Source organism: Streptococcus sp. HMSC065C01 (assembly GCF_001813525.1).
GTDB lineage: Bacteria > Bacillota > Bacilli > Lactobacillales > Streptococcaceae > Streptococcus > Streptococcus parasanguinis_V.
The window spans coordinates 55933-71034 of record NZ_KV812829.1 but is presented as its reverse complement, the minus strand read 5'-3'; the positions used below and the strand labels follow the sequence as shown (position 1 = coordinate 71034).

28 protein-coding genes are annotated in these 15102 nt (G+C 40.2%); all 28 read right to left on the bottom strand.

Features of this window, described 5'->3' with window-relative positions; all coding sequences use genetic code 11:
- Positions 1-126: 126 nt before the first annotated feature.
- Entirely contained in the window at positions 127-1398 is a 1272-nt protein-coding gene (locus tag HMPREF2918_RS00945; protein ID WP_070594348.1) for a glutamate-cysteine ligase family protein, read from the bottom strand.
- A 255-nt stretch (positions 1399-1653) separates the two neighbouring features.
- Positions 1654-2040 carry a 50S ribosomal protein L17 gene (gene rplQ / locus HMPREF2918_RS00940; protein ID WP_003002399.1) on the bottom strand — a complete coding sequence of 129 codons (387 nt, stop codon included), beginning with the start codon at positions 2038-2040 and terminating at the stop codon, positions 1654-1656.
- 11 nt (positions 2041-2051) lie between these two features.
- A complete protein-coding gene (locus HMPREF2918_RS00935) occupies positions 2052-2990 on the bottom strand; it encodes a DNA-directed RNA polymerase subunit alpha (protein ID WP_003009635.1) in 939 nt (312 codons plus the stop codon).
- Between the two features lie 45 nt (positions 2991-3035).
- Positions 3036-3419: a 30S ribosomal protein S11 gene (rpsK, locus tag HMPREF2918_RS00930; RefSeq protein ID WP_003002390.1), complete on the bottom strand. Its 384-nt coding sequence runs from the start codon at positions 3417-3419 to the stop codon at positions 3036-3038.
- Positions 3420-3442: 23 nt separating this feature from the next.
- Positions 3443-3808 (bottom strand): 30S ribosomal protein S13, encoded by a 366-nt coding sequence (gene rpsM, locus HMPREF2918_RS00925; protein ID WP_003009631.1) that lies wholly within the window; start codon positions 3806-3808, stop codon positions 3443-3445.
- Between the two features lie 17 nt (positions 3809-3825).
- Complete coding sequence (gene rpmJ / locus HMPREF2918_RS10675) at positions 3826-3942, bottom strand: 50S ribosomal protein L36 (protein ID WP_001808836.1); 117 nt, start codon at positions 3940-3942, stop codon at positions 3826-3828.
- 23 nt (positions 3943-3965) lie between these two features.
- A complete protein-coding gene (infA, locus tag HMPREF2918_RS00920; RefSeq protein WP_001029883.1) occupies positions 3966-4184 on the bottom strand; it encodes a translation initiation factor IF-1 in 219 nt (72 codons plus the stop codon).
- A 116-nt stretch (positions 4185-4300) separates the two neighbouring features.
- Positions 4301-4957: an adenylate kinase gene (locus HMPREF2918_RS00915; protein ID WP_003017039.1), complete on the bottom strand. Its 657-nt coding sequence runs from the start codon at positions 4955-4957 to the stop codon at positions 4301-4303.
- Positions 4958-5053: 96 nt separating this feature from the next.
- Entirely contained in the window at positions 5054-6364 is a 1311-nt protein-coding gene (secY, locus tag HMPREF2918_RS00910; RefSeq protein ID WP_023920186.1) for a preprotein translocase subunit SecY, read from the bottom strand.
- A gap of 12 nt (positions 6365-6376) precedes the next feature.
- A complete protein-coding gene (gene rplO / locus HMPREF2918_RS00905) occupies positions 6377-6817 on the bottom strand; it encodes a 50S ribosomal protein L15 (protein ID WP_003002405.1) in 441 nt (146 codons plus the stop codon).
- A 145-nt stretch (positions 6818-6962) separates the two neighbouring features.
- Positions 6963-7145, bottom strand: a complete 183-nt coding sequence (gene rpmD / locus HMPREF2918_RS00900) for a 50S ribosomal protein L30 (RefSeq protein WP_002894509.1) — start codon at positions 7143-7145, stop codon at positions 6963-6965.
- A gap of 14 nt (positions 7146-7159) precedes the next feature.
- A complete protein-coding gene (rpsE, locus tag HMPREF2918_RS00895; protein WP_003009617.1) occupies positions 7160-7654 on the bottom strand; it encodes a 30S ribosomal protein S5 in 495 nt (164 codons plus the stop codon).
- Positions 7655-7671: 17 nt separating this feature from the next.
- Entirely contained in the window at positions 7672-8028 is a 357-nt protein-coding gene (gene rplR, locus HMPREF2918_RS00890) for a 50S ribosomal protein L18 (protein WP_003010871.1), read from the bottom strand.
- Between the two features lie 83 nt (positions 8029-8111).
- The gene (rplF, locus tag HMPREF2918_RS00885; protein ID WP_003009612.1) at positions 8112-8648 is read right to left on the bottom strand and encodes a 50S ribosomal protein L6; all 537 of its coding nucleotides are present in this window, start codon (positions 8646-8648) and stop codon (positions 8112-8114) included.
- A 189-nt stretch (positions 8649-8837) separates the two neighbouring features.
- A complete protein-coding gene (gene rpsH / locus HMPREF2918_RS00880) occupies positions 8838-9236 on the bottom strand; it encodes a 30S ribosomal protein S8 (protein WP_003010897.1) in 399 nt (132 codons plus the stop codon).
- Between the two features lie 212 nt (positions 9237-9448).
- Positions 9449-9634 carry a type Z 30S ribosomal protein S14 gene (locus HMPREF2918_RS00875; protein WP_001085699.1) on the bottom strand — a complete coding sequence of 62 codons (186 nt, stop codon included), beginning with the start codon at positions 9632-9634 and terminating at the stop codon, positions 9449-9451.
- A gap of 17 nt (positions 9635-9651) precedes the next feature.
- Positions 9652-10194: a 50S ribosomal protein L5 gene (gene rplE / locus HMPREF2918_RS00870; protein ID WP_003009606.1), complete on the bottom strand. Its 543-nt coding sequence runs from the start codon at positions 10192-10194 to the stop codon at positions 9652-9654.
- A 23-nt stretch (positions 10195-10217) separates the two neighbouring features.
- Positions 10218-10523, bottom strand: coding sequence for a 50S ribosomal protein L24 (gene rplX / locus HMPREF2918_RS00865; RefSeq protein WP_003002315.1), 306 nt, complete (start codon positions 10521-10523; stop codon positions 10218-10220).
- 74 nt (positions 10524-10597) lie between these two features.
- Positions 10598-10966 carry a 50S ribosomal protein L14 gene (gene rplN, locus HMPREF2918_RS00860; protein ID WP_003002384.1) on the bottom strand — a complete coding sequence of 123 codons (369 nt, stop codon included), beginning with the start codon at positions 10964-10966 and terminating at the stop codon, positions 10598-10600.
- A gap of 25 nt (positions 10967-10991) precedes the next feature.
- Entirely contained in the window at positions 10992-11252 is a 261-nt protein-coding gene (rpsQ, locus tag HMPREF2918_RS00855) for a 30S ribosomal protein S17 (RefSeq protein WP_000440801.1), read from the bottom strand.
- 23 nt (positions 11253-11275) lie between these two features.
- Positions 11276-11482 carry a 50S ribosomal protein L29 gene (gene rpmC / locus HMPREF2918_RS00850; RefSeq protein ID WP_003002350.1) on the bottom strand — a complete coding sequence of 69 codons (207 nt, stop codon included), beginning with the start codon at positions 11480-11482 and terminating at the stop codon, positions 11276-11278.
- A 9-nt stretch (positions 11483-11491) separates the two neighbouring features.
- Positions 11492-11905 (bottom strand): 50S ribosomal protein L16, encoded by a 414-nt coding sequence (gene rplP, locus HMPREF2918_RS00845; protein ID WP_000960947.1) that lies wholly within the window; start codon positions 11903-11905, stop codon positions 11492-11494.
- Positions 11906-11908: 3 nt separating this feature from the next.
- Positions 11909-12562 carry a 30S ribosomal protein S3 gene (gene rpsC / locus HMPREF2918_RS00840; RefSeq protein WP_003002336.1) on the bottom strand — a complete coding sequence of 218 codons (654 nt, stop codon included), beginning with the start codon at positions 12560-12562 and terminating at the stop codon, positions 11909-11911.
- Between the two features lie 12 nt (positions 12563-12574).
- Positions 12575-12919 (bottom strand): 50S ribosomal protein L22, encoded by a 345-nt coding sequence (gene rplV, locus HMPREF2918_RS00835; protein ID WP_000818139.1) that lies wholly within the window; start codon positions 12917-12919, stop codon positions 12575-12577.
- A gap of 11 nt (positions 12920-12930) precedes the next feature.
- On the bottom strand, positions 12931-13212 hold the full coding sequence (gene rpsS, locus HMPREF2918_RS00830) for a 30S ribosomal protein S19 (RefSeq protein WP_000533766.1): 282 nt from the start codon (positions 13210-13212) through the stop codon (positions 12931-12933).
- 96 nt (positions 13213-13308) lie between these two features.
- Entirely contained in the window at positions 13309-14142 is an 834-nt protein-coding gene (rplB, locus tag HMPREF2918_RS00825; RefSeq protein WP_000512900.1) for a 50S ribosomal protein L2, read from the bottom strand.
- 17 nt (positions 14143-14159) lie between these two features.
- Positions 14160-14456, bottom strand: a complete 297-nt coding sequence (locus tag HMPREF2918_RS00820) for a 50S ribosomal protein L23 (RefSeq protein ID WP_003009593.1) — start codon at positions 14454-14456, stop codon at positions 14160-14162.
- On the bottom strand, positions 14456-15079 hold the full coding sequence (rplD, locus tag HMPREF2918_RS00815; RefSeq protein WP_003009591.1) for a 50S ribosomal protein L4: 624 nt from the start codon (positions 15077-15079) through the stop codon (positions 14456-14458). The genes HMPREF2918_RS00820 and rplD overlap by 1 nt, the downstream gene beginning before the upstream one ends.
- Positions 15080-15102 lie beyond the last annotated feature (23 nt).

The following is a 15102-nucleotide window of genomic DNA, read 5'->3' as shown; positions in this document are numbered from 1 at the left end:
CGCGCGACAACTATATTAGTATATCATGACCTCTCCTTACTGTCAACACTTTTTTAAAAAATTTTTTATTTTTTTGAAAGTTTTTTTGAAATAAACAAAGAAAAGCCTGTATTACAGGCTTTTCTATTAGTCTAGTTCTTTGTTAATGATGAGAAATTTTTCTTCTCCATAACCTCTTTTAATTAATTCTGCTTTAGCTATGTCCAGAAGATCTTTTGAAAAGGATTGTATCGCTTCTTTTTCCTTTTCACTTAGATTTTTCTTTGAATATTTCTTTCTAAGTTTTCGATAGTCCTGTTCTTCATTTTTAAAAAATGAACATTCTTCTAAATAGTTTTCCAGTTTTTCTAATTCTACAAACAATCCCAACTCAAAGGCTATCGGGGCAAAGGTGGTTTCTAATGGTTGTGTACAAACGCTTCTAAATTCCACAGTCCCACGAGCAGTTAAATCTTGAAATTGGTAACTTCGATGTTGTTTTAGATCTTCTTTTACAGGGTTAATGATCTTCTCATTTCCATCAGCCGTATAGGCCGTAATTTCTTTTTGATCTAGATAGTTTTCCACTCGAATTGGTTTAAAATAATATGATTTGCCCTCTCTAATTGCCGTAAAAATAGCTGTTCTAGCGAGATTATTAAAAAACTCTTCTTCGCTTTGGTAGTCCTTAGGATAAATCCCTACATTTTCCTTATAATAACCATGTAAGGATTCTTCCCAGAAAATATCTCTGGCAATTTTTGTATCCCAAACCTCTGCTGAAAATTCTGAGTTAGAAAACAAATATGCTTTTACTGCTTCAATTTTATTAAATGCATTAATGATGCGAAGATAGTTATCGCGCCTTACATCCAATTGAACCTGGTTTCCGCATATAAATGCTCCGTACGAAGGATAGGAGTGTGTTTTCATCCCTGTACCATTCATTGCAAGGAAAGCCATTAACATCTTGTATCGTTCGATTTTCACTGGGCTATTATCATTTTCTTTCCACAAAGGATGGATTCCGCGCCCTTGGATTTCGTGATTATTTTCTTGCAAAATCGGTTGAATGATCTTTAAATAGGCCTCAAAACGTTTGGCTACCTCATTTATAGAATGAGCTCTCTCAAATGCAAATTCAATTGTATTGTAACTCAACTCGAATAGAATACGATCTTTAGAAGAGCAGTGAACCAATTGAATGGGATTTTGATCGTCATCTATTTTTTCAATTTCAAAATCTGATAAGTTGGCTAAGGTTCGAAAAAGATTTTTCGTCACCTCTATATTTGTTTTGTTTCCATTTGTTTCTACAATCGGAAACTCTAATTCAACTCCGACAAAGAGTTCCGAATCCTTTTTCATATTACTAAGGTACTTCTCTTTTAGTAATTTAATTGCTTGTTGTTTTGTCATTGAATCCTTTTTCTTCTATTGGAGATATGGGTTTCCATTATATCATTTTTTGCTATTCTCGACTACTCATGAAAAGCAAGACAAAACGCCTGCTTACGAAATTGTTTTAAATTAAAGCAATTTCGTAAACAAGCGTCTACCATTCATTCAATATGATGAGTGTTCCCGCTGGGGAAAATCCCCAGCGGTAGACCAGAGCTAGACTAAGAATAACAGTGTATTCCATCATCATAACACTCAACAAAATTGATGATATTATACCAATTCGATGATAGCCATTGGCGCAGCATCACCACGACGTGGTTCAGTTTTAAGGATACGAGTATATCCACCATTGCGCTCAGCATAACGAGGTGCTAATTCAGAGAACAATTTTTGAAGTGCAGTTGTTTCTGAGTATTTACCTGTTTCTTCATCAAAGTTTTGTGATGCAACTTCGTTACGTACGAATGCAGCAGCTTGACGACGTGCATGCAAATCACCACGTTTACCCAAAGTAATCATTTTTTCAACTGATTTACGGATTTCTTTCGCACGTGCTTCAGTTGTTACAATTGCTTCATTGATGATAAGATCTGTAGTCAAATCGCGAAGCATTGCTTTACGTTGTGAGCTAGTGCGTCCTAGTTTACGGTAAGCCATGTATTCCTCCTCTATTTATCGTTTTTTAACCCAAGGCCTAAGTCGGCAAGTTTGATTTTAACTTCTTCAAGACTCTTACGTCCCAAGTTACGAACTTTCATCATTTCTGCTTCTGATTTTTCAGTCAAATCGTAAACAGTATTAATGCCAGCACGTTTCAAACAGTTATATGAACGAACTGAAAGATCTAATTCTTCGATTGTACGTTCTAAAATGCGATCATCAGAAGTTGTATCCACTTCCTTCATAACATCTGTTGCAATAGCAATTTCAGTTAAGTTTGTGAATAGATTTAGGTGTTCTGTCAAAATACGAGCAGACAAACCTAGGGCATCTTCTGGAATGATTGTCCCATTTGTCAAAATTTCAAGGGTTAGCTTGTCAAAGCCATCGTTGCTACCAACGCGTGCTGGTTCAACTTGGTAATTGACTTTAGTCACTGGCGTATAGATTGAATCTACAGCAAGTGTTCCCACTGGTGCATCATCTTTTTTGTTTTGATCAGCTGGAACATAGCCACGTCCACTGTTTACAGTAAGCGTTGCTTTCAAAGATGCTCCTTCTCCGATTGTAAATAGATAATGATCAGGGTTTACAATTTCGATGTCACTATCAGTAAGAATGTCTCCGGCAGTTACTTCTGCAGGTCCTTCTACATCAAGTTCAATAATCTTTTCGTCTTGGACGTAAGATTTAACGGCGATTCCTTTAACGTTAAGAATAATTTGCATAACGTCTTCACGGACTCCTGGAACGGTATCAAATTCGTGGAGTACACCTTCAATGTTGATTGAAGTGACAGCTGCACCTGGAAGTGAAGCCAGAAGTACACGACGAAGTGAGTTTCCAAGTGTTGTACCATAGCCACGTTCAAGTGGTTCTACGACAAACACGCCATAATCTTTGTTTTCATCAATTTTTGTTATATTTGGTTTTTCAAACTCAATCATTTGCTATACTCCCTCTTAAACGAAAAGCTGTGTAATTGTTGATGATTATACACGGCGACGTTTTGGAGGACGAGCACCATTGTGTGGTACAGGAGTTACATCGCGGATTGCAGTTACTTCAAGACCAGCAGCAGCAAGTGCACGAATAGCAGACTCACGACCTGAACCAGGACCTTTAACAGTTACTTCAACAGATTTAAGTCCGTGTTCTTGAGCAGCTTTTGCAGCAGCTTCTGATGCCATTTGAGCAGCAAATGGTGTAGATTTACGAGAACCTTTAAATCCAAGTGCACCTGCAGATGACCAAGCGATTGCGTTACCATGCACATCAGTAATCATAACAATTGTGTTGTTAAATGTAGCGTGAATATGAGCAATACCAGATTCGATATTCTTTTTCACACGACGTTTACGTGTTGGTTTAGCCAAGATTTTTACCTCCTTATTTTATTTTATTTTTTCTTACCTGCAATCGCAACAGCTTTACCTTTACGAGTGCGAGCATTGTTTTTAGTGTTTTGTCCACGAACTGGAAGTCCACGACGGTGACGGATACCACGGTATGAACCGATTTCCATCAAGCGTTTGATGTTCAAGTTTACTTCACGACGAAGGTCACCTTCAACTTTAATTGCGTCAACTTCACGACGGATAGCATCTTCTTGATCTGGTGTAAGATCGCGAACACGAATATCTTCAGAAACACCTGCAGCAGCAAGGATTTTCTTAGATGTTGGAAGTCCGATACCGTACACATAAGTCAATGAAATTACTACACGTTTGTCATTTGGAATGTCAACTCCAGCAATACGAGCCATGTTTTCTCCTTTCTATCTTATCCTTGACGTTGTTTGTGTTTTGGATTTGCTGGGCAAATTACCATAACACGACCATTACGACGAATTACTTTACAGTATTCGCAAATTGGTTTGACCGATGGTCTTACTTTCATTTTTATCCCTCCAAGTTTTTCGATTATTTAAAGCGGTATGTGATACGTCCACGTGTCAAATCGTACGGACTCATCTCCACTGTAACACGATCTCCCGCTAAAATACGAATATAGTTTTTACGAATTTTACCAGAAACTGTTGCTAAAATCTGATGTCCATTTTCAAGTTCAACCGTAAACATAGCATTCGGCATTGTATCGACTACTTTGCCTTCTACTTCAATCACATCGTCTTTTGCCACGCAAAAGTACCTCCATAAATTTCGATTCATTCCTCTGAGCACAGAGGTAACAATTATAAGTCAGACTAACTAATTGTAACACTAGTTGTCCAATATTGCAAGCATGAAAAACGCTTTTATTTCAAATTTGACAAGACTTTTTCAATGTCTGAAAATACATCATTGATATCTTGGTTTCCTTGGATGTCATGTACGAGTCCTTTTGAACGATAAAATTCAATGATTGGTTCTCCTTGTGCAATATTGACGTCCAAACGACGTTTAACCGTTTCTGGTTTGTCATCTTCACGTTGGTAGAAATCATGACCTTGACAGTTATCACAAGTTCCTTCAACTTTTGTAGGATTAAATACTTTGTGGTAAGTTGCGCCACAAGTACGGCAGATGAAACGACCACTCAAACGCTCTAACAAGCTTTCTGGGTTAACTTCAATGTTGATAACACCTTCTAATGTGATACCAAGATCTGACAAAGTTTGATCCAAGGCATGAGCTTGTTCAATTGTACGTGGATAGCCATCCAAAAGGAAACCTGTTTCTTTAATATCATCTTGAGCAAGGCGTTCTTTCACAATTCCATTGGTTACTTCATCTGGTACCAACTCACCTTTATCAATGTATGATTTTGCAAGCACACCCATTTCAGTTTGGTTAGCCATCGCTGCGCGGAACATATCTCCAGTGGAGATGTGCGCTACGTGAAACTCTTCAACGATTTTAGCTGCTTGAGTTCCTTTACCTGCTCCAGGCAACCCCATAATTAAAAGATTCATGATGAATTCTCCTTATTTTGTTTTTAAATGGAAGCAGGAGCGAATTCCTATTTCCATTTAAAAACAAAATAGAAGGCTGACAAAGTCAACCTTATTCTATTCTGTTGTTGTGTCCATAAATCCGACATACTTACGTTTTAATAAGTAGCCTTCTAATTGTTTCATTCCCTCAATACCTGTTGAAATAATGATTAACAAACTAGTTCCTCCAAGAGCAACTGCATCTGTCAAACCAAATAAATCTCGAGCCAGGATTGGAATGATGGTAATAAAGCCAAGGAATACTGATCCGACGCTTGCTAAACGACGTAGCAAACGAGACATAAACTCTTCTGTCCCCTTACCAGGGCGGACGCCTGGGATATAGGCACCACTCTTTTGAAGGTTTTCTGCCGTTTTTTCAGGATTGATCTGAACAAACGTGTAGAAGAAGGTGAAGAGAATGATCAATAAGGCATACATTGCCACACCAGTTGGTGTGTTTGTAGCCAACATGGCTTGAGCTGTTTTCACCCATCCTGCATTGTAACCCATAGCGCTAATCACTTGGAAAATTGCAGCAGGCGCTGCTGTAATCGAACTAGCGAAGATGACAGGAATAACTCCTGCTGGGTTTACTTTCAAAGGAAGGTAAGAACTTGATGGAGCTCCTTGTGCAATCTTTGTATATTGGATTGGAATCTTGTATTGTGCTTGCTCTACAAAGGTTGTAAAGTAAACAATAACCAAGACAGCAAGGATTAATACCCCAACAAAAATGAGGGAATTGGTCATTTGACCAGAACGAACGTTCACAAATGCATTTTCATAGATTTCTTTAATCATCTCAGGAATTGATGATACAATCCCCGCAAAGATAATCATTGAAACACCATTACCGTAGCCTTTATCTGTGATTTGTTCTCCAAGCCAAGTCACAATCATGGAACCGGTCGTCAGAATCGCACCGATTAATAGATAGGTTTTGGTATTTGGAGTTGCGACTAATTTCGCCTGAGACAAAGTGTGGAAGGTTGCTGTAATCCCGATGGATTGAACAAAGGCTAGAACCAAAGAAATATAGCGTGTTGCTTGGTTGAGCTTTCTTCGACCAACTTCCCCTTGTTTGCCCCATTCAACAAACTTAGGTAACAGATCCATTTGTAAAAGTTGCACGACGATCGAAGCTGTAATGTATGGGCTAACCCCTAATGCGAAAACTGAGAAGTTCCTCATGGCATTCCCAGAAACCAAACTGAGCATGTTCAAGAAGGACACATCTTGAAGGTTGTTCAGAATTTTCGCATTTACACCAGGCACTGTAATCGTGGTCCCAATGCGGAAAACAAGAATGATGAAGATCGTAAACAAAATCTTCGACCGTACTTGTTTCACCTTAAATGCATCTTTTAATAATTTAAAAAACATAGGTCACCTCACTTAGATGACTTCAACTGAACCACCTTTAGCAGTGATAGCTTCTTCAGCTGATTTAGAGAATTTAGCTGCTTTAACAGTCAACTTCTTAGTCAATTCTCCGTTACCAAGAATTTTGATACCTGATTTTTCAGCTTTTACAATTCCTGATTCTACAAGTACTACTGGAGTTACTTCAGCACCATCTTCAAAGGCGTTCAATTGATCAAGGTTCACAATAGCATATTCTTTAGCGTTGATGTTTGTAAATCCACGTTTTGGAAGACGACGGAACAATGGAGTTTGTCCACCTTCAAAACCAAGACGTACACCGCCACCGCTACGAGCTTTTTGACCTTTTTGACCACGGCCAGAAGTTTTACCATTACCAGATGAAGTACCACGACCAACACGGTTGCGGACTTTACGTGAACCTGTAGCAGGTTGTAATTCATGAAGTTTCATTATTAATTTTCTCCTCTTTTGTAAATTGCTAACGCATGTAATCAGGAAAAGGTGTCCTAACTACAAACTCGCCTATACTTATATTTAGTTTTAGGGGATGAGAACCTCTCATACCCCTGAAAACTTTGTTTCTATTTCAAATAGATTATTTTACTTCTTCAACTGTTACTAAGTGAGATACAGCAGTGATCATACCACGTACTGCTGGGTTATCTTCTTTAATAACAGAGCTGTTCAATTTGCCAAGTCCAAGTGCTACAACAGTTTTACGTTGTGACGGGATGCGTCCGATTGGAGACTTAGTCAAAGTAATTTTAATTTGAGCCATTTGAATCTCCTTTCTTAAGCCAAGTCAGAAACTGAAATACCACGAAGGGCAGCAACTTCATCAGCGCGTTTCAATTGTGCCAAACCGTTAACAGTTGCACGAACGATGTTGATTGGAGTGTTTGATCCAAGTGATTTAGATGTAACATCTGCAATACCTGCCAATTCGACAACGGCACGAACTGCTCCACCTGCAGCAACCCCAGCCCCTTCGATAGCTGGTTTCAACAATACACGAGCTCCACCAAATACTGATGTTACTTCATGTGGAATTGTTGTTCCAACCATAGGAACTTCGATCAAGTTTTTCTTAGCATCTTCAACAGCCTTACGGATTGCTTCTGGAACTTCTTGAGCTTTACCAGTACCAAATCCAACACGGCCATTACGGTCACCAACAACTACAAGAGCTGCAAAACGAAGACGACGTCCACCTTTAACAACTTTTGTTACACGGTTGATGGCAACTACGCGTTCTTCAAGTTCAACTGCATTATCTTTAAATGCCATTTTCTAGTGTCCTCCTATTAGAATTTCAATCCGTTTTCACGAGCTGCATCAGCCAAAGCTTTAACACGTCCGTGATATAGATATCCACCGCGGTCGAACACCACTTCAGAAATACCTTTAGCAACTGCACGTTCAGCAACAAGTTTGCCGACAACAACGGCTTGTTCAGTTTTAGTTCCTTTTGAAACTTCTTTGTCAAGAGTTGAAGCGCTTGCGAGCGTTACACCCGCTACGTCATCAATTACTTGAGCGTAGATGCCTGTATTAGAACGGAATACGTTCAAACGTGGGCGATCAGCAGTTCCAGAGAGTTTTCCGCGAACGCGACGGTGGCGTTTTTGACGGATTTTGTTTTTATCTGGTTTCGAAATCACAATTTTCACCTCTTAATTTTAAAATCATGTGCTAAGCACTGAGTTGGTAAGATGAAGGTTGGTTGAAAAACAACCAAACTACATTATTTACCTGTTTTACCTTCTTTGCGGCGAACGTATTCACCAACATAACGGATCCCTTTACCTTTGTATGGTTCAGGTGAACGAAGGCTACGTACATAAGCAGCTGTTTGACCAACTACTTCTTTTGAAATTCCGCTAACAACGATTGTTGTTGGGTTTGGAAGTTCAAAAGTAATTCCTTCTGGAGCTTCAACTTCGTCTGGGTGTGATTTACCAACAGCCAAAACAAGTTTTGATCCTTGAAGTTGTGCACGGTATCCAACCCCGCGCATTTCAAGTTCTTTCTTGAATCCTTCTGATACACCAGTAACCATGTTGTTCAAAAGGGCACGAGTTGTTCCGTGGATTGTTTTCATTTCTTTTGAATCGTTTGGACGGTGAAGTGTTACTTCAGTACCTTCCACACGGATTTCAATATCTTTTGAGAACTCACGAGTAAGTTCTCCTTTAGGTCCTTTTACAGTTACAACGTTGTCATTGTTAGTGATTTCAACACCAGCAGGCAACACGATAACTTTATTACCAATACGTGACATGTTTTTTATTCTCCTGTTAAATTGTCAGGCCTTTGCGGGCCAGTTTTCACGGGGTTTAAATCTTTTTGATTTAAAAGTTAATGTTTAGGTCTCATTTTCTAAGTGAATCAAGGCATTGTCTCGCAGACATAACTTTGGGTTAGGCAAGAGACAATAACGAAGAGTCACAACGAAATCGGGAACTAAATATTACCAAACGTAAGCGATAACTTCCCCACCAACGTTCTTTTGGCGTGCTTCTTTATCAGTAAGCAAACCTTCAGAAGTTGAAAGGATAGCAATTCCAAGTCCGTTAAGAACTTTTGGAAGATCTTCACGTTTTTTGTAAACACGCAAACCTGGTTTAGATACACGTTTCAAGTTTGTGATAACTTTTTCACCGTTTTGTCCGTATTTCAAGAATACACGGATGATGCCTTGTTTGTCATCTTCGATGAATTCAACGTTTTTTACAAAACCTTCGCGTTTAAGGATTTCAGCAATCCCTTTTTTGATGTTTGATGCAGGTACTTCAAGTACTTCGTGTTTTGCTTGGTTAGCGTTACGAATACGTGTAAGGAAGTCTGCGATTGGGTCAGTCATAACCATTATAATTTCTCCTCTTACTAGTAGTTTGCAAGTTGCACTTGCTAGTTAATGATTGAGCTAGGCTCAGATAGTTTTGATACATGCAAACGAGAATATACTCATTTGAACACGAGCTACAACCTGGGCAAAAAAGATAGATTTGTTTTGGAGCAGCGCTACTGCACCAAACCTCCAATTTTTGCTGGGGTTGTTACGCTCTTTGTATCATGCTATTACCAAGATGCTTTTGTCACACCTGGGATTTGACCTTTGTATGCCAATTCACGGAAGCAAACACGGCAAAGTTTAAACTTGCGGTAAACTGAGTGTGGACGTCCACAACGTTCACAGCGAGTGTATGCTTGAGTAGAGAACTTCGCTGGGCGTTTGTTCTTAGCAATCATAGATTTTTTAGCCATTAGTTTTACCTCCTATATTATTTTGCAAACGGCATTCCGAGGCCAGTAAGCAATGCACGTGATTCTTCGTCTGTGTTCGCTGTAGTTACGATTACGATATCCAAACCACGAGTTTTATCAACATCATCAAAGTTGATTTCTGGGAAGATCAATTGTTCTTTCACACCAAGTGTGTAGTTTCCGCGTCCATCAAATGATTTAGTTGGAACACCATGGAAGTCACGTACACGTGGAAGTGAAACTGTTACCAATTTATCCAAGAATTCGTACATACGTTCACCACGAAGGGTAACTTTTGCACCGATCGCAACACCTTCACGAAGACGGAAGCCGGCGATTGATTTTTTAGCCTTAGTGATCAATGGTTTTTGACCTGAGATCAAAGCAAGCTCTTCAGCAGCTTTTTCAAGGTTTTTAGCATTTGATACTGCATCACCAACACCCATGTTCAAAACGATTTTATCAACTTTTGGCACAGCCATAACTGATGAATAGTTGAACTGTTCAGTCAATGATGGTACTACTTCATTAAGGTATTTTTCTTTTAAACGATTAGCCATTATACTTCTCCTTTCCTTCGTGATTAGTCAAGCACTTCGCCTGATTTTTTGTTGTAGCGAACTTTTTTGCCGTCTACAAATTTGTAGCCAACACGTCCAGCAACACCGTTTTTGTCCAAAACTTGAACGTTAGAAGCATGGATTGGAGCTTCTTTTTCAACGATCGCACCTTGAGGGTTTTCGTTATTTGGACGTTGGTGTTTCTTGATGATGTTTACACCTTCTACAACAACTTTATTTACTTTTGGAAGAGCAGTAAGAACAACAGCTTCTACGCCTTTGTCTTTACCAGCGATAACGCGAACTTTGTCGCCTTTTTTTACAAACATTTTATTCTCCTTTTATTCTTACGCCCGATGGGCACCCTGGCTAAGCCAGGGGACTGTGTTTGTTTTTTTATTGATTAAAGTACTTCTGGAGCAAGTGACACGATCTTCATGAAACCACCGTCACGCAATTCACGTGCAACTGGGCCAAAGATACGAGTTCCGCGAGGAGTTTTGTCGTCACGGATGATTACTGCTGCATTTTCGTCGAATTTGATGTATGAACCATCTTTACGACGAGCACCTGATTTAGTACGAACGATAACAGCTTTTACAACGTCACCTTTCTTAACCGCACCACCAGGAGTAGCTTGTTTTACTGATGCAACGATTACATCACCGATGCTCGCGAATTTACGTTTTGAACCACCAAGAACTTTGATTGTCAAGATTTCGCGTGCGCCACTGTTGTCAGCGACTTTCAAACGAGTTTCTGTTTGAATCATTTACGTTTTCTCCTTTCAGGTATGATTAGATGATGACCGCTTCTTCAACGACTTCTACAAGACGGAAGCGTTTTGTAGCTGAAAGCGGACGAGTTTCCATGATACGAACGATATCGCCTTCTTTAGCAACATTGTTTTCATCATGAGCTTTGTATTTTTTAGAATAGTTGATACGTTTACCATAGACTGGGTGGTTACGTTTAGTTTCAACTACAACTGTGATTGTTTTGTCCATTTTGTCAGACACAACGCGTCCAACAAGAACTTTACGATTATTGCGTTCCATTGAAATTCTCCTTCCCTAGTCTATTATTTAGCTTCTGATTGAACAGTTTTGATACGAGCGATTTGTTTTTTCACTTCTTTCAAACGTCCAGTTTGTTCCAATTGACCAGCAGCCGCTTGGAAACGAAGTTCAAACAATTCTTTCTTCAATTCATTTTCACGCTTCGCGAGTTCTTCTTGAGAAAGACCACGAAGTTCTTTAACAAATTCTTTTACTTCTGTAAGTTTCATGACCTCTCCTTATTCTGCTTCACGTTTCACAAATTTAGTTTTAACTGGCAATTTGTGGCTAGCAAGACGAAGCGCTTCGCGTGCGATCTCTTCAGATACACCAGCGATTTCGAACATCACTTTACCACGTTTAACTGGTGCTACCCAACCTTCAGGAGCCCCTTTACCAGATCCCATACGTACCCCGATAGCTTTAGCGGTGTATGATTTGTGTGGGAAAATCTTAATCCAAACTTTACCACCACGTTTCATGTAACGAGTCATGGCGATACGAGCAGCTTCGATTTGACGGTTTGTGATCCAGTGGCTAGTTGTAGCTTGAAGACCGTATTCACCGAATGCTACTTCTTTTCCACCTTTTGCTTCACCGCGCATTTTACCACGGAATTCGCGACGGTGTTTTACACGTTTAGGTACTAACATTGGTTATTTACCTCCTTTAGCGTCTTTACGAGCTGGAAGAACTTCACCACGGTAGATCCATACTTTAACACCAAGTTTACCGTAAGTAGTGTCTGCTTCTTCCCAAGCGTAATCAATATCAGCGCGAAGTGTGTGAAGTGGAACAGTTCCTTCAGAGTATCCTTCTGCACGGGCAATATCTGCACCGTTCAAACGACCTGATACTTGAGTTTTGATTCCTTTAGCTCCAGCACGCATAGCACGTTGGATCGCTTGTTTTTGTGCACGACGGAAAGCAACACGTTGTTCCAATTGACGAGCAATTCCTTCACCAACAAGGTGAGCATCCAAATCAGGACGTTTGATCTCAATGATGTTGATGTGGACTTGTTTACCAGTCAATTTGTTAAGAGCTGCACGAAGTGCATCAACGTTTGCTCCACCTTTACCGATAACCATACCTGGTTTAGCAGTGTGAAGTGAAACGTTAACTTTGTTTACTGCGCGTTCGATTTCAATAGTTGAAACGGCTGCGTCAGCCAATTCTTTTTGAATGAATTTACGGATTGCAAGATCTTCATGAAGGTAATCCGCGTATTCTTTTTCAGCATACCATTTGGCATCCCAATCACGGATGATACCAACACGCATACCAATTGGATGTACTTTTTGACCCACGAGTTTACCTCCTTATTTTTCTGCAACAGCTACTGTGATGTGAGCTGTACGTTTGTTGATTGGTGATGCTGAACCTTTCGCACGTGGACGGAAACGTTTCATAGTTGGTCCTTCGTTTGCGAATGCTTCAGATACTACCAAGTTAGCTTTTTCCAAACCAAAGTTGTTTTCAGCGTTTGCTACTGCTGAGTTCAACACTTTAAGGATGATCCCTGCAGCTTTGTTTGGTGTGAATGTCAAAATAGCGATGGCATCGGCTACGCTTTTACCACGGATGTTGTCAAGAACAAGACGTGATTTACGAGGTGAAACACGCACTGTACGAGCCATTGCTTTAGCTGAAGTAATTTCTGCCATTTATGTTCTCCTTATTTTCTACGTGTCTTCTTGTCGTCTGCCGCGTGACCTTTGTAAGTACGAGTTGGTGCAAATTCACCAAGCTTGTGACCTACCATGTCTTCTTGGATGTAAACAGGTACATGTTTACGTCCATCATAAACTGCGATAGTGTATCCGATGAAACTTGGGAAGATCGTCGAACGACGTGACCAAGTTTTAATTACTTTTTTCTTTTCGTCGTTTGCTTGAGCTTCAACTTTTTTCATCAAATGCTCATCGACGAAAGGTCCTTTTTTAAGACTACGTCCCATTTTTTAATTTTCTCCTTTAAAATTTAGTACCACAGCGGCTTGCGCTGCTATGCAGCGCTACCGAGCTGGCGGAAAGTGTAAGCTAGTTGCTTATGATTATTTTTGGTTGCGACGACGAACGATAAGTTTGTCAGATTTCGCTTTCTTGTTACGAGTTTTAAGACCAAGCGCAGGTTTACCCCAAGGAGTAGATGGCGCTTTACGTCCAACTGGTGCTTTACCTTCACCACCACCGTGTGGGTGATCATTCGGGTTCATTACAGAACCACGAACTGTAGGGCGAACACCTTTCCAGCGGTTACGTCCCGCTTTACCAAGGTTTACAAGTCCATGTTGTTCGTTTCCGACAACACCAACTGTAGCACGGCAAGTTCCAAGAATCATACGAACTTCGCCTGATTGAAGACGAACAAGTACATATTTACCTTCAGAACCCAATACTTGAGCAGAAGCTCCAGCAGCACGTACCAATTCTCCACCTTTACCAGGTTTCAATTCAATGTTGTGGATCAAAGTACCAACTGGGATGTTAGCAAGTGGAAGAGCATTTCCGACTTTGATATCTGCTTCTGGTCCTGATACGATGCGTTGACCTACTTCAAGACCTTTAGGGGCGATGATGTAAGCTTTCACACCGTCAGTGTAGTGTACAAGCGCGATGTTTGCTGAGCGGTTTGGATCGTATTCGATCGTTTTAACGACTGCTTCAACTCCATCTTTGTTACGTTTGAAATCGATCAAACGGTAATGACGTTTGTGTCCACCACCTTGGTGACGAACAGTGATACGACCGTTATTGTTACGACCTGCTTTGTTTTTAAGAGAAACAAGCAAAGTTTTCTCAGGTGTGTTTGTTGTGATTTCAGCGAAATCCAAAGAAGTCATATTACGGCGACCGTTTGTTGTTGGTTTATAAACACGAATTCCCACGATATTTCCTCCTTAGATTATTCAGCTTCAGTAGCAAACAACTCGATTGCTTTAGAATCAGCTGCAAGCGTGATGATAGCTTTTTTAGTTTTTGATGTAAAACCAGTGTAACGTCCAACGCGTTTTGCTTTAGGTTTTACGTTTACAGTGTTCACATTCGCAACTTTTACACCTTCAAACGCAGCTTCAACAGCTTGTTTGATCAAAAGTTTGTGAGCGCGAGTGTCAACTTCGAATACATATTTGCCTGCTTCAAGTTGAGCCATTGACTTTTCAGTGATAACAGGTTTTTTGATAACATCATACAAATTCATTATGCAAGAACCTCCTCGATTTTAGAGATAGCTGCTTGAGTAACAAGAAGTTTGTCACTATTTGCGATGTCAAGAACACTTGCAGTTGTAGCAGTCGCAACTTTCACGTTTGGAAGGTTACGAGCTGAAAGAGCTGCGAATTCGTTTCCTTCTTCAAGAATAACAAGGACTTTAGAATCGATGCTCAAAGCTGCAAGAACTTTTGCAAATTCAGCAGTTTTTGGAGCTGTAAATTCAAGAGAATCAACGGCTACAAATTTGTTTTCAGCAACTTTTTCTGAGTAAACAGATTTAAGTGCAAGGCGACGAACTTTTTGAGGAAGTTTGTACGCATAGCTACGTGGAGTTGGTCCGAAGACGATTCCACCACCACGCCATTGTGGAGAGCGGATAGAACCTTGACGAGCACGTCCAGTTCCTTTTTGACGCCATGGTTTGCGTCCGCCACCTGAAACGGCTGAACGGTTTTTAACAGCGTGAGTTCCTTGACGAAGGCTAGCACGTTGGCTGATGATCACATCAAATACAACTGCTTGGTTTGGTTCGATACCAAAGATCGCATCGTTAAGAACAACTTCGCCCGCTTGTTTACCAGTTTGGTCGAATAATGTTACATTTGCCATTTTGACTGTATTCCCCTTTCCTT

Excerpts from the sequence above, each read along its gene's own strand:
- HMPREF2918_RS00945 (WP_070594348.1), bottom strand. The coding sequence starts at position 1,398 with ATGACAAAACAACAAGCAATTAAATTACTAAAAGAGAAGTACCTTAGT.
- rplQ (WP_003002399.1), bottom strand. The coding sequence starts at position 2,040 with ATGGCTTACCGTAAACTAGGACGCACTAGCTCACAACGTAAAGCAATG.
- HMPREF2918_RS00935 (WP_003009635.1), bottom strand. The coding sequence starts at position 2,990 with ATGATTGAGTTTGAAAAACCAAATATAACAAAAATTGATGAAAACAAA.
- rpsM (WP_003009631.1), bottom strand. The coding sequence starts at position 3,808 with ATGGCTCGTATTGCTGGAGTTGACATTCCAAATGACAAACGTGTAGTA.
- rpmJ (WP_001808836.1), bottom strand. The coding sequence starts at position 3,942 with ATGAAAGTAAGACCATCGGTCAAACCAATTTGCGAATACTGTAAAGTA.
- HMPREF2918_RS00915 (WP_003017039.1), bottom strand. The coding sequence starts at position 4,957 with ATGAATCTTTTAATTATGGGGTTGCCTGGAGCAGGTAAAGGAACTCAA.
- secY (WP_023920186.1), bottom strand. The coding sequence starts at position 6,364 with ATGTTTTTTAAATTATTAAAAGATGCATTTAAGGTGAAACAAGTACGG.
- rplO (WP_003002405.1), bottom strand. The coding sequence starts at position 6,817 with ATGAAACTTCATGAATTACAACCTGCTACAGGTTCACGTAAAGTCCGC.
- rpmD (WP_002894509.1), bottom strand. The coding sequence starts at position 7,145 with ATGGCTCAAATTAAAATTACTTTGACTAAGTCTCCAATCGGACGCATC.
- rpsE (WP_003009617.1), bottom strand. The coding sequence starts at position 7,654 with ATGGCATTTAAAGATAATGCAGTTGAACTTGAAGAACGCGTAGTTGCC.
- rplF (WP_003009612.1), bottom strand. The coding sequence starts at position 8,648 with ATGTCACGTATTGGTAATAAAGTTATCGTGTTGCCTGCTGGTGTTGAA.
- rpsH (WP_003010897.1), bottom strand. The coding sequence starts at position 9,236 with ATGGTTATGACTGACCCAATCGCAGACTTCCTTACACGTATTCGTAAC.
- HMPREF2918_RS00875 (WP_001085699.1), bottom strand. The coding sequence starts at position 9,634 with ATGGCTAAAAAATCTATGATTGCTAAGAACAAACGCCCAGCGAAGTTC.
- rplE (WP_003009606.1), bottom strand. The coding sequence starts at position 10,194 with ATGGCTAATCGTTTAAAAGAAAAATACCTTAATGAAGTAGTACCATCA.
- rplX (WP_003002315.1), bottom strand. The coding sequence starts at position 10,523 with ATGTTTGTAAAAAAAGGCGACAAAGTTCGCGTTATCGCTGGTAAAGAC.
- rplN (WP_003002384.1), bottom strand. The coding sequence starts at position 10,966 with ATGATTCAAACAGAAACTCGTTTGAAAGTCGCTGACAACAGTGGCGCA.
- rpsQ (WP_000440801.1), bottom strand. The coding sequence starts at position 11,252 with ATGGAACGCAATAATCGTAAAGTTCTTGTTGGACGCGTTGTGTCTGAC.
- rpmC (WP_003002350.1), bottom strand. The coding sequence starts at position 11,482 with ATGAAACTTACAGAAGTAAAAGAATTTGTTAAAGAACTTCGTGGTCTT.
- rplP (WP_000960947.1), bottom strand. The coding sequence starts at position 11,905 with ATGTTAGTACCTAAACGTGTAAAACACCGTCGCGAATTCCGTGGTAAA.
- rplV (WP_000818139.1), bottom strand. The coding sequence starts at position 12,919 with ATGGCAGAAATTACTTCAGCTAAAGCAATGGCTCGTACAGTGCGTGTT.
- rpsS (WP_000533766.1), bottom strand. The coding sequence starts at position 13,212 with ATGGGACGTAGTCTTAAAAAAGGACCTTTCGTCGATGAGCATTTGATG.
- HMPREF2918_RS00820 (WP_003009593.1), bottom strand. The coding sequence starts at position 14,456 with ATGAATTTGTATGATGTTATCAAAAAACCTGTTATCACTGAAAAGTCA.
- rplD (WP_003009591.1), bottom strand. The coding sequence starts at position 15,079 with ATGGCAAATGTAACATTATTCGACCAAACTGGTAAACAAGCGGGCGAA.